Genomic DNA, 14,250 nt, shown 5'->3' on the forward strand with positions numbered 1-14,250 from the left:
CAGATGAATAACGAAGTGCTATCCCCGGTCGACATCAAGGATGCTCAAGCGCTACCGCAAGAGCTGACGCAAACGCCGCCAGACCTTGAGCCGGTGGCCGAGCCTGTGGTCGAAGCGGTTGCCGACGCTGCGCTCGAAACCGCCGCGCCGACCCCTGCGCCGGCGCCGGCGATCCCGGTGCCTGGGCTGGACGACAGCAGCCTGTACATTCATCGCGAGCTCTCGCAGCTGCAGTTCAACTTCCGCGTGCTGGAACAGGCGCTGGACGAGTCGTATCCGCTGCTCGAGCGCTTGAAGTTCCTGCTGATCTTTTCCAGCAACCTCGACGAGTTCTTCGAGATCCGCGTCGCCGGCCTGAAGAAGCAGATCAATTTTGCCCGTGAGCTGGCCGGCGCCGACGGCCTGCAGCCACATCAGGCCCTGAGCCGGATCAGCGAGCTGGTGCACCACGAAGTGGATCGCCAGTACGCGATCCTCAACGACGTGCTGCTGCCAGAGATGGAAAAGCACAACATTCGCTTCATTCGTCGGCGCAACTGGACGCCGAAGATCAAGACCTGGGTGCGGCGTTTCTTCCGCGACGAGATCGCGCCGATCATCACCCCGATTGGCCTCGATCCGACCCACCCGTTCCCGTTGCTGGTGAACAAGAGCCTGAACTTCATCGTCGAGCTCGAAGGGGTCGATGCATTCGGCCGCGATTCGGGCCTGGCGATCATCCCCGCGCCGCGTTTGCTGCCTCGGGTGATTCGCGTACCGGAGGAGGTAGGCGGCACCGGTGCCAACTACGTATTCCTCTCGTCGATGATTCACGCCCACGCCGATGATTTGTTCCAGGGCATGAAGGTCAAGGGTTGCTATCAGTTCCGCCTGACCCGTAACGCCGACCTGGCGCTGGACTCGGAAGAGGTCGACGACCTTGCCCGCGCTCTGCGTGGTGAGCTGTTCTCGCGTCGCTACGGCGATGCGGTGCGCCTGGAAGTCGCCGACACCTGCCCCAAGCATCTGTCCGACTACCTGCTCAAGCAGTTCAGTCTGAGCGAGAACGAGCTGTATCAGGTCAATGGTCCGGTCAACCTGACCCGGCTGTTCAGCATCACCGGCCTGGAAAGCCACCCAGAACTGCAGTACCTGCCGTTCACCCCGGCGATCCCCAAGCTGCTGCAGAACGCCGAAAACATCTTCAGCGTGGTCAGCAAGCAGGACATCCTGCTGATGCACCCCTTCGAGTCGTTCACCCCGGTGGTCGACCTGCTGCGCCAGGCAGCCAAAGACCCGCACGTGCTCGCCGTGCGCCAGACCCTGTACCGCAGCGGCGCCAACTCGGAGATCGTCGACGCACTGGTCGACGCAGCGCGTAACGGCAAGGAAGTCACTGCGGTGATCGAGCTGCGCGCGCGCTTCGACGAAGAGTCCAACTTGCAGATGGCCAGCCGCCTGCAGGCGGCCGGCGCGGTGGTGATCTATGGCGTAGTCGGCTTCAAGACCCACGCCAAGATGATGCTGATCCTGCGTCGCGAACAGGGCGAAATCGTCCGCTACGCGCACCTCGGCACCGGCAACTACCACGCCGCCAACGCCCGTCTGTATACCGACTACAGCCTGCTGACCTCGGATGACGCGCTGTGCGAAGACGTTGGCAAGCTGTTCAGCCAGCTGATCGGCATGGGCAAGACCCTGCGCATGAAAAAGCTCCTGCATGCGCCGTTCACGCTGAAGAAGGGCATGCTCGACATGATTGCCCGCGAGACCCAGTGCGCGCTCGACGGCAAGCCGGCGCACATCATCGCCAAGTTCAACTCGTTGACCGACGCGAAGATCATCCGCGCGCTGTACAAGGCCAGCCAGTCAGGTGTACGTATCGATCTGGTGGTGCGTGGCATGTGCTGCCTGCGCCCGGGCATCGCCGGGGTTTCGCACAATATTCACGTACGCTCGATCATCGGCCGCTTCCTTGAGCACACGCGGGTGTTTTACTTCCTCAATGGCGGCGAAGAGCAGATCTTCCTGTCGAGTGCCGACTGGATGGAGCGCAACCTCGATAAACGCGTCGAGACCTGCTTCCCCGTCGAGGGCAAGAAGCACCTGCTGCGGGTCAAGAAGGAGCTGGAAAGCTACCTGACCGACAACACTCAAGCATGGATCCTGCAGTCCGACGGCCGCTACGTGCGCAGCACGCCAACCGGCAACCAGAACCCGCGCAGTGCCCAGGCGACCCTGCTGGAGCGCCTGAGCAACCCGGTCCTCAACGTACGCTGAGGACGAAGCCGACTCGGGCCAGCCACTCCGCCTCGTTGGCGAAGTCGGCCTGGGTCAGCGGGTGCTGTTCCAGCCAACCGTCCGGGAATACTACTTCCAGGCTATTTTCGTGGGCTTGCAGCACCACTTTGGGCATCTCTTGGGTGCCGCGGATGTGGTGGAAGAGGATGGCAAAGCGCAGCAGTACGCACAGGCGAATCAGCTGGCTGCCTTCATCGCCGAACTCGGCGAATTTGTCCTTGGGAATGTTGCGGCGATGGCCGCGTACCAGCAGCGCGAGCATCTGCTGGTCTTCACGCGAGAAACCGCCAGGTCGGAGTGCTCGATCAGGTAGGCGCCGTGCTTGTGGTAGTGATAGTGGGCGATGTCCAGGCCCACCTCATGGACCTTGGCCGACCAGCTCAGCAGGTCGCGCCAGTTGCCTTCTTCCAGATCCCAGTCTTTGGCCACTTGATCAAACGCGTGCAGCGCCTTGCGTTCGACCCGCGCGCCTGGCCGTGGTCGACGTGGTAGCGCTCCATCAACGAATTGAGGGTGCGCTCGCGCACATCTTCGTGGTGATGGCGGCCAAGCAGGTCGAACAGCACACCTTCACGCAGGCGCCGTCGCAGTGGTCCATGCGTTGCAGTTCGAGTGCATCGAAAATGGCTTCGAGAATCGCCAGGCCGGCCGGGAAGATCGTGCGGCGGTCAGGCTTGACCCCTTCGAAGTCGATCTTGTCGGTGTCGCCAGCTTGAACAGCTTGCGTTTGACCCAAGCCAGGCCTTCGGCATTGACCTCACCGTTGCCCAGGCCGCCAGCCTTGATCGCCGCGCCGATGGCGCGAATGGTCCCGGACGAGCCGATCGCTTCGTCCCAGGTCAGCCGGTGCAGGGCGGTTTCGATGCTCATCAGTTCCAGGCGCGCAGCGGTGTAGGCCTGGGCGTAGCGCGCCGGGGTGATCTTGCCGTCGCGGAAGTAGCGCTGGGTATAGCTGACGCAGCCCATTTGCAGGCTCTCGCGCAGCAACGGCTCGAAGCGCTGGCCAATGATGAACTCGGTGCTGCCGCCACCAATGTCGGCGACCAGGCGCTTGCCCGGATTGTCGGCCAGGGTGTGCGACACGCCGAGGTAGATCAGGCGCGCTTCTTCACGGCCGGAGATGACCTCGACCGGGTGGCCGAGGATAGCTTCGGCGCGCTGGATGAATTCGTTGCGGTTGCGCGCTTCGCGCAGCGCGTTGGTGCCGACGATGCGCACGGCGCCATCGGGCATGCCGTTGATCAGCTGGGCGAAGCGCTTGAGGCACTCCAGGCCGCGCTGCATGGCTTCTTCGCTGAGGCGGCGCTCTTCGTCGATACCGGCGGCCAGCTGAACCTTCTCGCCCTGCCGCTCAAGAATGCGGATTTCCGTGTGGTGGGCCTTGGCCACGACCATGTGGAAACTGTTGGAGCCCAGGTCGATGGCGGCGATCAGGGATAGGTTCTTCGCGGAGTTCTGCGGCATGATTTTCGAGATTCTCGGTCGGTTACCTGGCAATCCTGCCACGAACGCGGGCATACGCCAACGCGTGGCTGGGCAAGGTTTGATGCAAAGCAAGGTGCGCACGGATCGTATGACACCTATGTGACAGTTTCGATGCGAGGTGTCTTGCTCCACTATAGTTACACTCAATCGTCCGCGACTTCCTGTAGCCAGCCGGTGCAGCTATGATGGGCCACGATTTTGCTTTCCACCTGGAGATATCCATGAGCAACGACCTGATCAAACATGTCACCGACGCCACCTTCGAGGCTGAAGTCCTGAAGGCAGAAGGCCCGGTGCTGGTCGACTACTGGGCTGAATGGTGCGGCCCATGCAAGATGATCGCTCCAGTCCTGGACGACATCGCCACTACCTACGAGGGTAAACTGACCGTCGCCAAGCTGAATATCGACGACAACCAGGAAACCCCGGCCAAGCACGGCGTGCGTGGCATCCCGACGCTGATGCTGTTCAAGAACGGTAACGTCGAGGCAACCAAGGTCGGCGCGCTGTCGAAATCACAACTGGCTGCGTTCATCGACGCCAACCTGTGATGTGAAATGGCCCCGGTAAATCCGGGGCTTTTCTTTTTGCGAACCCTAGACGCGCAAAAAAGCAAGTGTTACATTCGGCCTCGCACTGTTTCTTCAAGTGCCCCTGCACGCCGTCGCCGAAGCATCCAATTCGAATCAGTACGCGATCCTGTCGCCTTCTTGCGGCGCGGCTTCATTAAGCCAGAAGCTTAATTCTCCTTCTTACATGATTACGTCCACTCCCCTTATGAACCTGACTGAACTCAAGCAAAAGCCGATTACTGATCTGCTAGAAATGGCCGAACAGATGGGCATTGAAAACATGGCCCGTTCGCGCAAGCAGGACGTGATTTTCGCCCTGTTGAAAAAACACGCTAAGAGCGGCGAAGAGATCTCGGGTGACGGCGTGCTGGAGATTCTCCAGGATGGTTTCGGTTTCCTGCGGTCGGCTGATGCGTCCTACCTGGCCGGCCCTGACGATATCTACGTCTCGCCCAGCCAGATCCGTCGCTTCAACCTGCGTACCGGTGACACCATCGTTGGCAAGATTCGCCCGCCAAAGGAAGGGGAGCGTTACTTCGCGCTGCTCAAGGTCGACACGATCAACTACGACCGTCCAGAAAACGCGAAGAACAAGATCCTCTTCGAGAACCTGACGCCGTTGTTCCCCAACAAGCGCCTGAAGATGGAAGCCGGCAACGGCTCCACCGAGGACTTGACCGGGCGTGTGATCGACCTGTGCGCGCCGATCGGCAAGGGCCAGCGTGGCCTGATCGTCGCTCCGCCAAAAGCGGGCAAGACGATCATGCTGCAGAACATCGCTGCCAACATCACCCGTAACAATCCCGAGTGCCACCTGATCGTTCTGCTGATCGACGAGCGCCCGGAAGAAGTTACCGAGATGCAACGCACCGTGCGCGGCGAAGTGGTTGCTTCGACCTTCGACGAGCCGCCAACCCGCCACGTGCAGGTTGCCGAAATGGTCATCGAAAAGGCCAAGCGCCTGGTTGAGCACAAGAAAGACGTGGTCATCCTGCTCGACTCGATCACCCGTCTGGCCCGTGCCTACAACACCGTCATCCCGAGCTCCGGCAAGGTCCTGACCGGTGGTGTCGATGCCCATGCGCTCGAGAAGCCAAAGCGCTTCTTCGGTGCTGCGCGCGTAACATCGAAGAAGGCGGCTCGCTGACCATCATCGCCACCGCGCTGGTTGAAACCGGCTCGAAGATGGATGAAGTGATCTACGAAGAGTTCAAAGGTACCGGTAACATGGAACTGCCTTTGGACCGTCGTATCGCCGAGAAACGTGTGTTCCGGCCATCAACATCAACAAGTCGGGCACGCGTCGTGAAGAGCTGCTGACTGCTGATGACGAGCTGCAGCGCATGTGGATCCTGCGCAAGCTGCTGCACCCGATGGACGAGATCGCCGCTATCGAGTTCTTGATCGACAAGCTCAAGCAGACCAAGACCAACGACGAGTTCTTCCTGTCGATGAAGCGCAAGTAAGCTTCGCGCTTAATATGCTGAAGATTTGGGGCCGCTGCGCGCCCCTTCGCGGGTAAACCCGCTCCCAGGGATTACATCGATTGTGGGAGCGGGTTTACCCGCGAAGGGCTGCGCAGCGGCCCCAAGTCATTTTGGCATCCTAAAAAAGCCTGATCGGCGCTACACTCTGCACCCCGACCGATACGGCCAACGAGGCTTACGCATGCAGTATCGCGATTTGCGCGACTTTATCCGTGGCCTGGAGCAGCGCGGCGAACTCAAGCGCATCCAGGTTCCGATTTCACCCGTCCTGGAAATGACCGAAGTCTGCGATCGCACCTTGCGTGCCAAGGGCCCGGCGTTGCTGTTCGAAAAGCCTGTCGGTTTCGACATCCCGGTGCTGGGCAACCTGTTCGGCACACCGGAGCGGGTCGCAATGGGCATGGGCGCCGAGTCGGTTGCAGAACTGCGCGAGATCGGCAAGCTGCTGGCCTTCCTCAAGGAGCCCGAGCCGCCCAAGGGTCTCAAGGATGCCTGGTCGAAGCTGCCGATCTTCAAGAAAGTCGTGTCGATGGCGCCCAAGGTGGTCAAGGACGCGGTGTGCCATGAGGTGGTGATCGAGGGCGACGACGTCGACCTCAGCCAGCTGCCGATTCAGCATTGCTGGCCGGGCGACGTCGCGCCGCTGATCACCTGGGGCCTGACCGTCACCCGCGGGCCGAACAAAGAGCGGCAGAACCTGGGCATCTATCGCCAGCAGGTGATCGGCCGCAAAAGTCATCATGCGCTGGTTGAGCCATCGAGGCGGCGCGCTGGACTATCGCGAGTGGTGCGAGAAGCACCCGGGCCAGCCATTCCCGGTGGCGGTGGCGCTCGGCGCCGACCCGGCGACCATCCTTGGCGCGGTCACGCCGGTGCCGGATACCTTGTCCGAGTACGCCTTTGCCGGCCTGCTACGCGGTAACCGTACCGAGCTGGTCAAGTGCCGCGGCAGCGACCTGCAGGTGCCGGCCACGGCGGAAATCATCCTTGAAGGGGTTATCCACCCTGGCGAGATGGCCCGGAAGGCCCGTATGGCGATCACACCGGCTACTACAACGAAGTCGACAGCTTCCCGGTGTTCACCATCGAGCGCATCACCCATCGGCGTAATCCGATCTATCACAGCACCTATACCGGCCGGCCACCGGATGAGCCGGCGATTCTGGGTGTGCCCTGAACGAAGTGTTCGTGCCGATCCTGCAGAAGCAGTTCCCGGAGATCACCGACTTCTACCTGCCGCCGGAAGGCTGCTCGTACCGTATGGCGGTGGTGACCATCAAGAAGCAGTACCCAGGCCATGCCAAGCGGGTAATGCTCGGTGTGTGGTCGTTCCTGCGACAGTTCATGTACACCAAGTTCGTTATTGTCACCGACGACGATATCAACGCCCGCGACTGGAACGACGTGATCTGGGCCGTCACCACGCGCATGGACCCCAAGCGTGATACGGTGATGATCGACAACACGCCGATCGACTACCTGGATTTTGCCTCACCGGTGTCGGGGCTTGGCTCGAAGATGGGCCTGGACGCCACACACAAAGTGGCCGGGCGAGACAACACGCGAATGGGGCCGGGTCATCGTCAAGGACGATGCCGTCACCCGCCGTATCGATGAGCTGTGGGATCAGTTGGGAATAGATTGATGCAGGTAACGTTGCAGCCCTCCGGGGCGGTACTGGCGCTGGAGCCCGGTGAAAGGATTCTTGATGGTGCGCGGCGCCTGGGCTATGACTGCCCGAGCAGCTGTCGCAATGGCAACTGCCATGTCTGCGCGGCACTGCTGGTCGAAGGCCGGGTGCGCCAGGACGGTGAAGTGCGCGATCACGGCGAGCTGTTCACCTGCATTGCCGAGCCGCTGGAAGACTGCGTGCTGCTCTGGGATGGCGTTCTGGCCCTGGGCGAGCTGCCGCTGCGCACGCTGGCCTGCACGGTCAGCGAGTGCATCGAGGTTGGCGGTGATGTCTGGCGCGTGCGCCTGCGTGCCCCGGCCGGCAAGCCACTGCGCTACCACGCCGGCCAATACCTGATGATCGAGCGCGATGGCGCCGACAAGGCTGCCTTCTCGCTGGCCTCGGCACCGCATGCCGGGCGGGATCTGGAGCTGCATGTACTGGCTCGCGAGCCCAGCTCGGTGGCATTGATTGAGCAATTGCAGCGCGACGGCCTGGCGCGTATTCAGATGCCGTTTGGCGACACCCACCTGGCCGAGCTGCCGGATGGGCCGCTGGTGTTGATCGCCGCCGGCACCGGCATGGGCCAGATGCACAGCCTGATCGAGCACTGCCGGGCCAACGGCTTCAAGCACCCGGTGCACCTGTACTGGGGCGTGCGTCGCCCTGAGGACTTCTACGCGCTCGAGCACTGGGACGAGTGGCAGCGCTTGCCCAACCTGTTCCTGCACAAGGTGGTCAGCGACCTGTGTGGTTGGGAAGGGCGCTGCGGCATGCTCCACGAGGCGGTTTGCGAAGATATCGCTGACCTCAATGACGTTCACGTGTACGCCAGCGGCTCGCCCAACATGGTCTATGCCACGCTGGATGCTCTGGTCGAAGCCGGTATGGACGCCCATCGCATGCGCGCAGATGTATTTGCCTACGCCCCGCGTGGTTGATCGCTAATAACCAAAGTTGTTCGACTTGATTATAAGGCGGTAAGTCTTACCGCCCTTGCCAATAACTTTATCTATACTCGCAACAGCACTGCACATTCGCCTGCAGTGCCCATGTTGCGGCTGCTCCTGCCTGCGTCAGGGCTTGTAATACGGTGCCTTTCTGCCGTACGGTAAGTCCAGCGCAGCGCCAGTGAGTTACAGTGGCGCTCATTGTAAGTTCTCGGGGAATAATGGCGGCAGCTTATGTCGGCACTTGAAAGTCTATCCTGGAAAGTTTCCTATCCGCCGTCGCTGGACTTTGGTCAGCAACTCACGCGCGAGCAACTGTCAGTTTCTATGCAGTCGACCATGTCGCGTCCGTGGCGGGCCGGTGTGGTTGTTTGCCTATGGTTCGCTGATCTGGCGGCCGGAGTGCAACTCGGTCGAACGTCAGCGCGCGCGCGTGCACGGTTATCATCGCGGGCTGTACCTGTGGTCGCATGAGCATCGCGGCACACCCGAGTGCCCGGGGCTGGTGTTTGGCCTGGATCGCGGCGGCTCGTGCAGCGGCTTTGCCTACCGGCTGGACGACAGCAATCTGGATGACTCGCTGATGGCCCTGTGGCAACGGGAGATGCCGTACCCGGCCTATCGCCCGCACTGGCTGACCTGCCGGCTCGACAATGGCAGCAAGGTGCAAGCCTTGGGTTTCGTGCTGGAGCGGCACTTGCCGTGTTACGCCGGCGACCTGCCGGATGGGCTGCTGAGCCAGATCTTGGCCAGCGCCAGCGGGCGCTTCGGCACCACCCGCGATTATGTCGAGCAGACCTTGAACGCGCTGCGCAGCCACCAGATGCCTGATCGCAATCTGGAAGCGCGTTTTCGCCGCTGCCATAACCTGCGCGAGGTTTGACCCCCGCGCAGGCTTCGTTCAACGGGTCTGCACCACCAGCTTGCCCACCGCCTTGCGCTGCGCCAGTTGCTCTATGGCGCTGCCGGCTTCGGCCAGTGGGTAGGTTTTCGATACCAGTGGTTTGATCTTGCCCTCGGCGTGCCAGGCGAACAGTTGACGGAAGTTGGCGGCGTTGTCCTGTGGCTGACGCTGGGCAAATGCACCCCAGAACACTCCACTACCGCCGCGCCCTTGAGCAGCGCCAGATTGACCGGGAGTTGTGGGATCACGCCGCTGGCAAAGCCCACCACCAGCAGCCGGCCGTTCCAGGCCAGGCCGCGCACCGCCTGGTCGAACAGCTCGCCGCCGACCGGGTCGTAGATCACGTCGACGCCCTGGCCGCCGGTCAGGCGCTTGATTTCATCCTTGAGCGAGCTTGTGCTGTAGTCGATCAGCTCATCTGCACCGGCAGCCTTGGCTACCGCCAGCTTGTCGGCGCTGCTGGCTGCTGCGATCACCTTGGCACCCATGGCTTTGCCGATCTCCACGGCGGCCAGGCCGACGCCACCGGAAGCGCCCAGCACCAACAGGGTTTCTCCAGGCTGCAGGTTGGCCCGCTGGCGCAGTGCGTGCAGCGAAGTGCCGTAGGTCATGCCCAGCGCGGCGGCGGTGGTGAAGTCCATGCTGTCGGGGATTGGCAGCACGTTGTAGTAGGGCACCGCGACCTGCTCGGCAAACGCGCCCCAGCCGGTCAGCGCCATGACCCGCTGGCCCACCTCGAACGCGCCTGCCTTGGCGCCCACCGCCGCAACCACCCCGGCCGCTTCGCCACCCGGCGAGAACGGCAGCGGTGGCTGGAACTGGTATTTGCCTTCGATGATCAGCGTGTCAGGGAAGTTGACCCCGGCGGCGTGCACGTCGAGCAGGACCTCGTTGATCTTCGGCTGGGGGCTGGCGACGTCTGCAAGCACAAGATCGCGCGCCGGGCCCAGGGTTTTGCACAACACGGCTTTCATCGGGGCTATTCCTTTGCAGGTGATGGCCGATAAGTGTAGGAGGACTGCTTGCCCGGTCAACGAGCATGCTCGGCCTGATGGCCCGGCATAAGCCCGGGCTTGGGTTTGCGCGACGTGCTGGGTAAGCTGGCGCCAACTGTATGTGAGGAGCGAATTCGTGAAAGCGTGGATCTTGATGGTTATGGCGCTGATGCTGCCAATGGCGGCGATGGCCGAGGAAGCCGCAGAAGGCGCGCCGAAGGTTGCCTATATCAGCCTGAGCCCGCCCTTTGTCGGCAACTACGCACTGGATGGCAACAGCAAGCTGCGCGTGTACAAGGCTGACGTGGCCCTGCGCGTGACCGGCGATGCCGCTGCGGCGGCGGTCAAGCACCACGAGCCGCTGATTCGTAATCAGCTGGTGGCGCTGTTCACCCAGCAGACCGTGGACAGCATGAGTAACGTCGAGGCCAAGGAGCGCCTGCGTCAGGAAGCGTTGAAGCAGGTACAGCAGGTGATGGAGAACGAGGAAGGCAAGCCGATCGTCGAGGACCTGCTGTTCAATAACCTGATCGTGCAGTAAAGCCAACCGGGGCCGCTCTGCGGCCCTTCGCGGCGGTCCGGCGTCCCGGTAAACCCGCTCCCACAGGGTTCAGCGGCGTTTGTCGAAATTCGGTTTCAAAACCGCTGTGATCCCTGTGGGAGCGGGTTTACCCGCGAAGGGCTGCAAAGCAGCCCCTCTGCTTTCCACTACTTGGCCAAGGTCAGGATCGCAGCCCACTGCTTCAAGGTCACCGGCATTACCGACAGCCGTGTACCTTTTTGCACCAGCGGCATCTCCTCCAGAGCTGCCTGCTGCTTGAGCAAGCCCAGCCCGAGCAAAGGCTTGAAGGTGCGCACATGGGCGACATCGACGGCGCTCCAGGGGTTCTTGTCGGCGCTGGCCTTGGCATCGTGGTAGTGACTCTGCGGGTCAAGTGCCGTAGGGTCGGGGTACGCCGCTGCAACAATTTTGGCGATACCGGCAATCCCCGGCTGCGGGCAGCTTGAGTGATAGAAGAAAAATTCGTCGCCAACCGCCATGGCCCTGAGGAAATTGCGCGCCTGGTAGTTGCGCACCCCGTCCCAGCGCGCTTCGCCGAGGCGTTTGAGGTCATCGATGGACAATTCGTCCGGCTCGGATTTCATCAGCCAATAGGCCATGGACGCTGCTCCTGACAAAGTCTGAAATAACTAGTTGCATGAAACCGACAGCCGGTTGACGTCAACGTTTGCGTGTCGGCTCCGGTTGGCGGAAAATGCGCCGATTTTAAGCACTATGCTCAGTCAGCACTGAAAAAGCTGGCAAGCCCGAATCAGTTTGCCAGGGGGCAATCAATGAACAAACGCAAACCGGACCTGCTGTGGATCCTGGCCTTTATCTTCGGTCTTGGGGTCGTTACCACCGGTTATGCGCAGAGTTTGCTGGAGCGAAAGATGGACGTCGCCTACCAGACCCCGTCGAGCAAGCGCCACAGCAGCGCTGAAGTCATTGCGCGCTCAATTGCGCGCCAGGTACCAGTGGCGGTCCGAGACCGTGCCTTGCAGCGGTACATCCCAACTGGCCTGCGCCAGACGCTCGACCTTCTGGCATTCATGCGCCAGGCCCAGCAGCAGCGGTTTCTTCCAGGTCTTGCGCCGGCTCTGATAGGCCAGGCTGCGGTCATAGAACCGCCCCCCATGCCCAAGCGGCCGCCCACTTCGTCAAACCCGACCAACGGCAGCAGGATCAAATCCAGCGCCCAGATTGGCCGTTGCCGCTTGCGCTCGATTACCGGCTCCGGGATGCGAAAGCGATTGCGCTTGAGCACCTCACCCTGGTCGTAACGCTGAAACACCATGCGTGTGGCCGGCCAGGCGTGCAGTACCGGCAGGTAGATCCGCTTGCCGCGCCGATGGCCCTCGCGCAGCAGCAGGCGCGGGTCGATCTCGCCGTCATTGGGCAGGTACAGGGCAATGTGGCGGGCGCGGCGGAATAACGGATGCTGGGCCAGCTGACGGTACAGGCCGCGAGACGCCTGACGCTGTTGTGCAGGCGTAAGGGCGCGGCGTGCGTTACGCAGCTGGCGACGAAGTTGCGGGCGGGTGAGGGGCGCGGTGTCGGTCATGGCACAGAGGTCCCGGAGGTGTCGGCCGCCGTGGCGGCCAGACCAGTTGCCCGCCAGAGCAGGCGAGCAATGCAGAATTCAGGCTCCCCGATAAGACCGCTATCGGCGTAGCCCTTGAACCCGAAAGTTCAAGGTGGAGATTGCAGGGGGCGTTAAGGCTTTCCGTCGGGCGGACATGCACACCGGCCCCAGCGTGCAACCCCCGTGGTTGTGCGTATCGGCTCAGGGACATAACCGACTGGCGCATCTCCCAGGGAGTGACGCCAGTATACCGATCTCAGCCGTTTTTGGTACCCGTGTCGTCGGCCAATGCGCTGTCGACGCGCTCGAGCAGGTCACGCACCTGCTCACGGGTAGTACCGCCGCTGGCCACTTCAGGGGTTTCCTGGCGGTGGAGCATTTCGTGGGTAATGTTCAAGGCCGCCATCACCGCAATGCGATCGGCGCCGATGACTTTGCCGCTGCTGCGGATCTCGCGCATCTTGCCATCCAGATAGCGCGCGGCGCTGACCAGGTTGCTGCGCTCTTCGGGCGGGCAGATGATCGAGTAGTCTTTGTCGAGGATCTGTACGGTGACGCTATTGCTTGAACTCATGAGTCTTGCTCCAGGGCCTTGAGCCGCAAGATCATGGATTCGACCTTACGCCTTGCGATCTCATTTTTTTCAATGAGGTGGGCGCGCTCTTCGCGCCAGGAAGTTTCCTGCGCTAATAGGAGTGCATTTTGCCGTTTAAGTTGCTCGACGCGCTCGATCAGCAGCTCGAAACGGCTCATCAGCGCTTGCAGGTCGTTGTCTTGCATGGGGGCACTCGTTTCGCTCCATCGTTTACGGCCTGGCCATGATGCCGGTGCCGGGCCTTGGGCGGCCAGTGCCGATGGTCTTGGCGCGCCTGCCGGTGCTAGGATACAAGGTCTTCATTCTAGACATTGCGCCGTCTGGCGCCTAGCAGCCCATGCCTAATACTCAATCGCCGTACACCGCTTTCGCCGCACTGCTCTCGAGCAATGGCCACCCTGTCTCCCCCGCCGAGCTGCACGGCCTGTTGATTGGCCGCAGCTGCGCCGGCGCAGGCTTCGATGCCGAGGCCTGGTTGGCCGACGCCGCCAACGCCCTCGAGGTCGAACCGAACGACTCTGTGCGCAACGCCTTGATCGGCCTGCAGGAGATGGTCAAGGCCGAACTCACCGGCGATGACGTCGCTCTGGTGCTGTTGCTGCCGGGGGATGAAACCGCTGACCGAACGTGCCGCCGCCCTTGGCGAATGGTGCCAGGGCTTCATCGCCGGCTTCGGCTTGAACGCCGGTGGCAAGGACCTGTCCACCGAAGCCAAGGAAGTGCTGCAGGACCTGGTGGCGATTTCGCAGGTGCAAGACGCCCTGGAAGAATCCGAGGACGGCGAGAGCGACTACATGGAGGTCACCGAGTACCTGCGCGTCGCGCCGCTGCTGCTGTTCACCGAGCTGGCCGCGCCAGTTGCGCCTGCCCCAAGCCATCGCTGCACTGATCAATCGGGGTCGTCTGCCCATGAGCCACATACCCAAGGCCGAGTATGCCCGTCGGCGCAAGGCGCTGATGGCGCAGATGGTCCCCAACAGCATCGCCATCCTGCCCGCCGCTGCGGTTGCCATTCGCAACCGTGATGTCGAGCACGTGTACCGTCAGGACAGCGACTTCCAGTACCTCAGCGGCTTTCCCGAGCCTGAGGCGGTCATTGTTCTGATCCCCGGTCGCGAGCATGGCGAATACGTGCTGTTCTGCCGTGAACGTAACCCGGAGCGCGAGCTGTGGGACGGCTTGCG

At 62.0% G+C, this 14,250-nt stretch carries 8 protein-coding genes, 1 other RNA gene and 8 pseudogenes; 9 read left to right on the forward strand and 8 right to left on the reverse strand.

All coding sequences use genetic code 11. From position 1 onward, the window contains the following. The first annotated feature begins 3 nt into the window (after positions 1 to 3). Positions 4 to 2,259, forward strand: coding sequence for a polyphosphate kinase 1 (ppk1, locus tag CXQ80_RS24620; protein ID WP_101315249.1), 2,256 nt, complete (start codon positions 4 to 6; stop codon positions 2,257 to 2,259). On the opposite strand, the pseudogene CXQ80_RS25450 reads toward ppk1, so the two are convergent. Together CXQ80_RS25450 and ppx are read right to left on the reverse strand one after the other, a co-directional pair. Beyond that, positions 2,246 to 2,709, reverse strand: a pseudogene (locus tag CXQ80_RS25450) (hypothetical protein). The gene ppk1 and the pseudogene CXQ80_RS25450 sit on opposite strands and share 14 nt — an antisense overlap. A 70-nt stretch (positions 2,710 to 2,779) precedes the next feature. After that, a pseudogene (gene ppx, locus CXQ80_RS25455) lies at positions 2,780 to 3,798 on the reverse strand (exopolyphosphatase). Positions 3,799 to 3,986: 188 nt separating this feature from the next. Between ppx and trxA the strand changes: the two are divergent. From trxA to CXQ80_RS24650, 5 genes and pseudogenes are all read left to right on the forward strand, one after another. After that, positions 3,987 to 4,316: a thioredoxin TrxA gene (trxA, locus tag CXQ80_RS24630; protein WP_101315253.1), complete on the forward strand. Its 330-nt coding sequence runs from the start codon at positions 3,987 to 3,989 to the stop codon at positions 4,314 to 4,316. Positions 4,317 to 4,542: 226 nt separating this feature from the next. Further along, positions 4,543 to 5,803: pseudogene (rho, locus tag CXQ80_RS24635) on the forward strand (transcription termination factor Rho). Positions 5,804 to 6,005: 202 nt separating this feature from the next. Next, positions 6,006 to 7,469, forward strand: a pseudogene (ubiD, locus tag CXQ80_RS24640) (4-hydroxy-3-polyprenylbenzoate decarboxylase). Beyond that, positions 7,469 to 8,437 (forward strand): CDP-6-deoxy-delta-3,4-glucoseen reductase, encoded by a 969-nt coding sequence (locus CXQ80_RS24645; protein WP_101315259.1) that lies wholly within the window; start codon positions 7,469 to 7,471, stop codon positions 8,435 to 8,437. Before ubiD ends, CXQ80_RS24645 begins: the two are co-directional and overlap by 1 nt. Before the next feature lie 243 nt (positions 8,438 to 8,680). Further along, positions 8,681 to 9,329 (forward strand): annotated as a pseudogene (locus CXQ80_RS24650) (gamma-glutamylcyclotransferase). Positions 9,330 to 9,347: 18 nt separating this feature from the next. On the opposite strand, the pseudogene CXQ80_RS24655 reads toward CXQ80_RS24650, so the two are convergent. Next, positions 9,348 to 10,324: pseudogene (locus tag CXQ80_RS24655) on the reverse strand (NADPH:quinone oxidoreductase family protein). Between the two features lie 157 nt (positions 10,325 to 10,481). Between CXQ80_RS24655 and CXQ80_RS24660 the strand changes: the two are divergent. Next, on the forward strand, positions 10,482 to 10,886 hold the full coding sequence (locus tag CXQ80_RS24660) for a flagellar basal body-associated protein FliL (RefSeq protein WP_101315265.1): 405 nt from the start codon (positions 10,482 to 10,484) through the stop codon (positions 10,884 to 10,886). Between the two features lie 167 nt (positions 10,887 to 11,053). Here CXQ80_RS24660 and CXQ80_RS24665 read toward each other — a convergent pair whose 3' ends face one another. The 5 genes and pseudogenes from CXQ80_RS24665 to CXQ80_RS24685 form a co-directional block, all read right to left on the reverse strand. Beyond that, positions 11,054 to 11,506, reverse strand: coding sequence for an EVE domain-containing protein (locus tag CXQ80_RS24665; protein WP_101315267.1), 453 nt, complete (start codon positions 11,504 to 11,506; stop codon positions 11,054 to 11,056). A gap of 336 nt (positions 11,507 to 11,842) precedes the next feature. Further along, positions 11,843 to 12,450, reverse strand: a pseudogene (locus tag CXQ80_RS24670) (5-formyltetrahydrofolate cyclo-ligase). Between the two features lie 80 nt (positions 12,451 to 12,530). After that, positions 12,531 to 12,710, reverse strand: a non-coding RNA gene (gene ssrS / locus CXQ80_RS24675) — 6S RNA. 17 nt (positions 12,711 to 12,727) lie between these two features. After that, positions 12,728 to 13,045, reverse strand: a complete 318-nt coding sequence (locus tag CXQ80_RS24680; RefSeq protein ID WP_101315271.1) for a cell division protein ZapA — start codon at positions 13,043 to 13,045, stop codon at positions 12,728 to 12,730. Continuing rightward, entirely contained in the window at positions 13,042 to 13,251 is a 210-nt protein-coding gene (locus CXQ80_RS24685; protein WP_101315273.1) for a TIGR02449 family protein, read from the reverse strand. Before CXQ80_RS24685 ends, CXQ80_RS24680 begins: the two co-directional genes overlap by 4 nt. Positions 13,252 to 13,403: 152 nt before the next feature. On the opposite strand from CXQ80_RS24685, the pseudogene CXQ80_RS24690 reads away from it, so the two are divergent. Together CXQ80_RS24690 and CXQ80_RS24695 are read left to right on the forward strand one after the other, a co-directional pair. Next, positions 13,404 to 13,955: pseudogene (locus CXQ80_RS24690) on the forward strand (YecA family protein). 20 nt (positions 13,956 to 13,975) lie between these two features. After that, positions 13,976 to 14,250: aminopeptidase P N-terminal domain-containing protein (locus tag CXQ80_RS24695; protein ID WP_178080856.1), on the forward strand; the 275-nt coding region annotated here is incomplete at its 3' end.

This window comes from Pseudomonas sp. 02C 26, from assembly GCF_002843585.1.
Taxonomy (GTDB): Bacteria; Pseudomonadota; Gammaproteobacteria; order Pseudomonadales; family Pseudomonadaceae; genus Aquipseudomonas; species Aquipseudomonas shirazensis.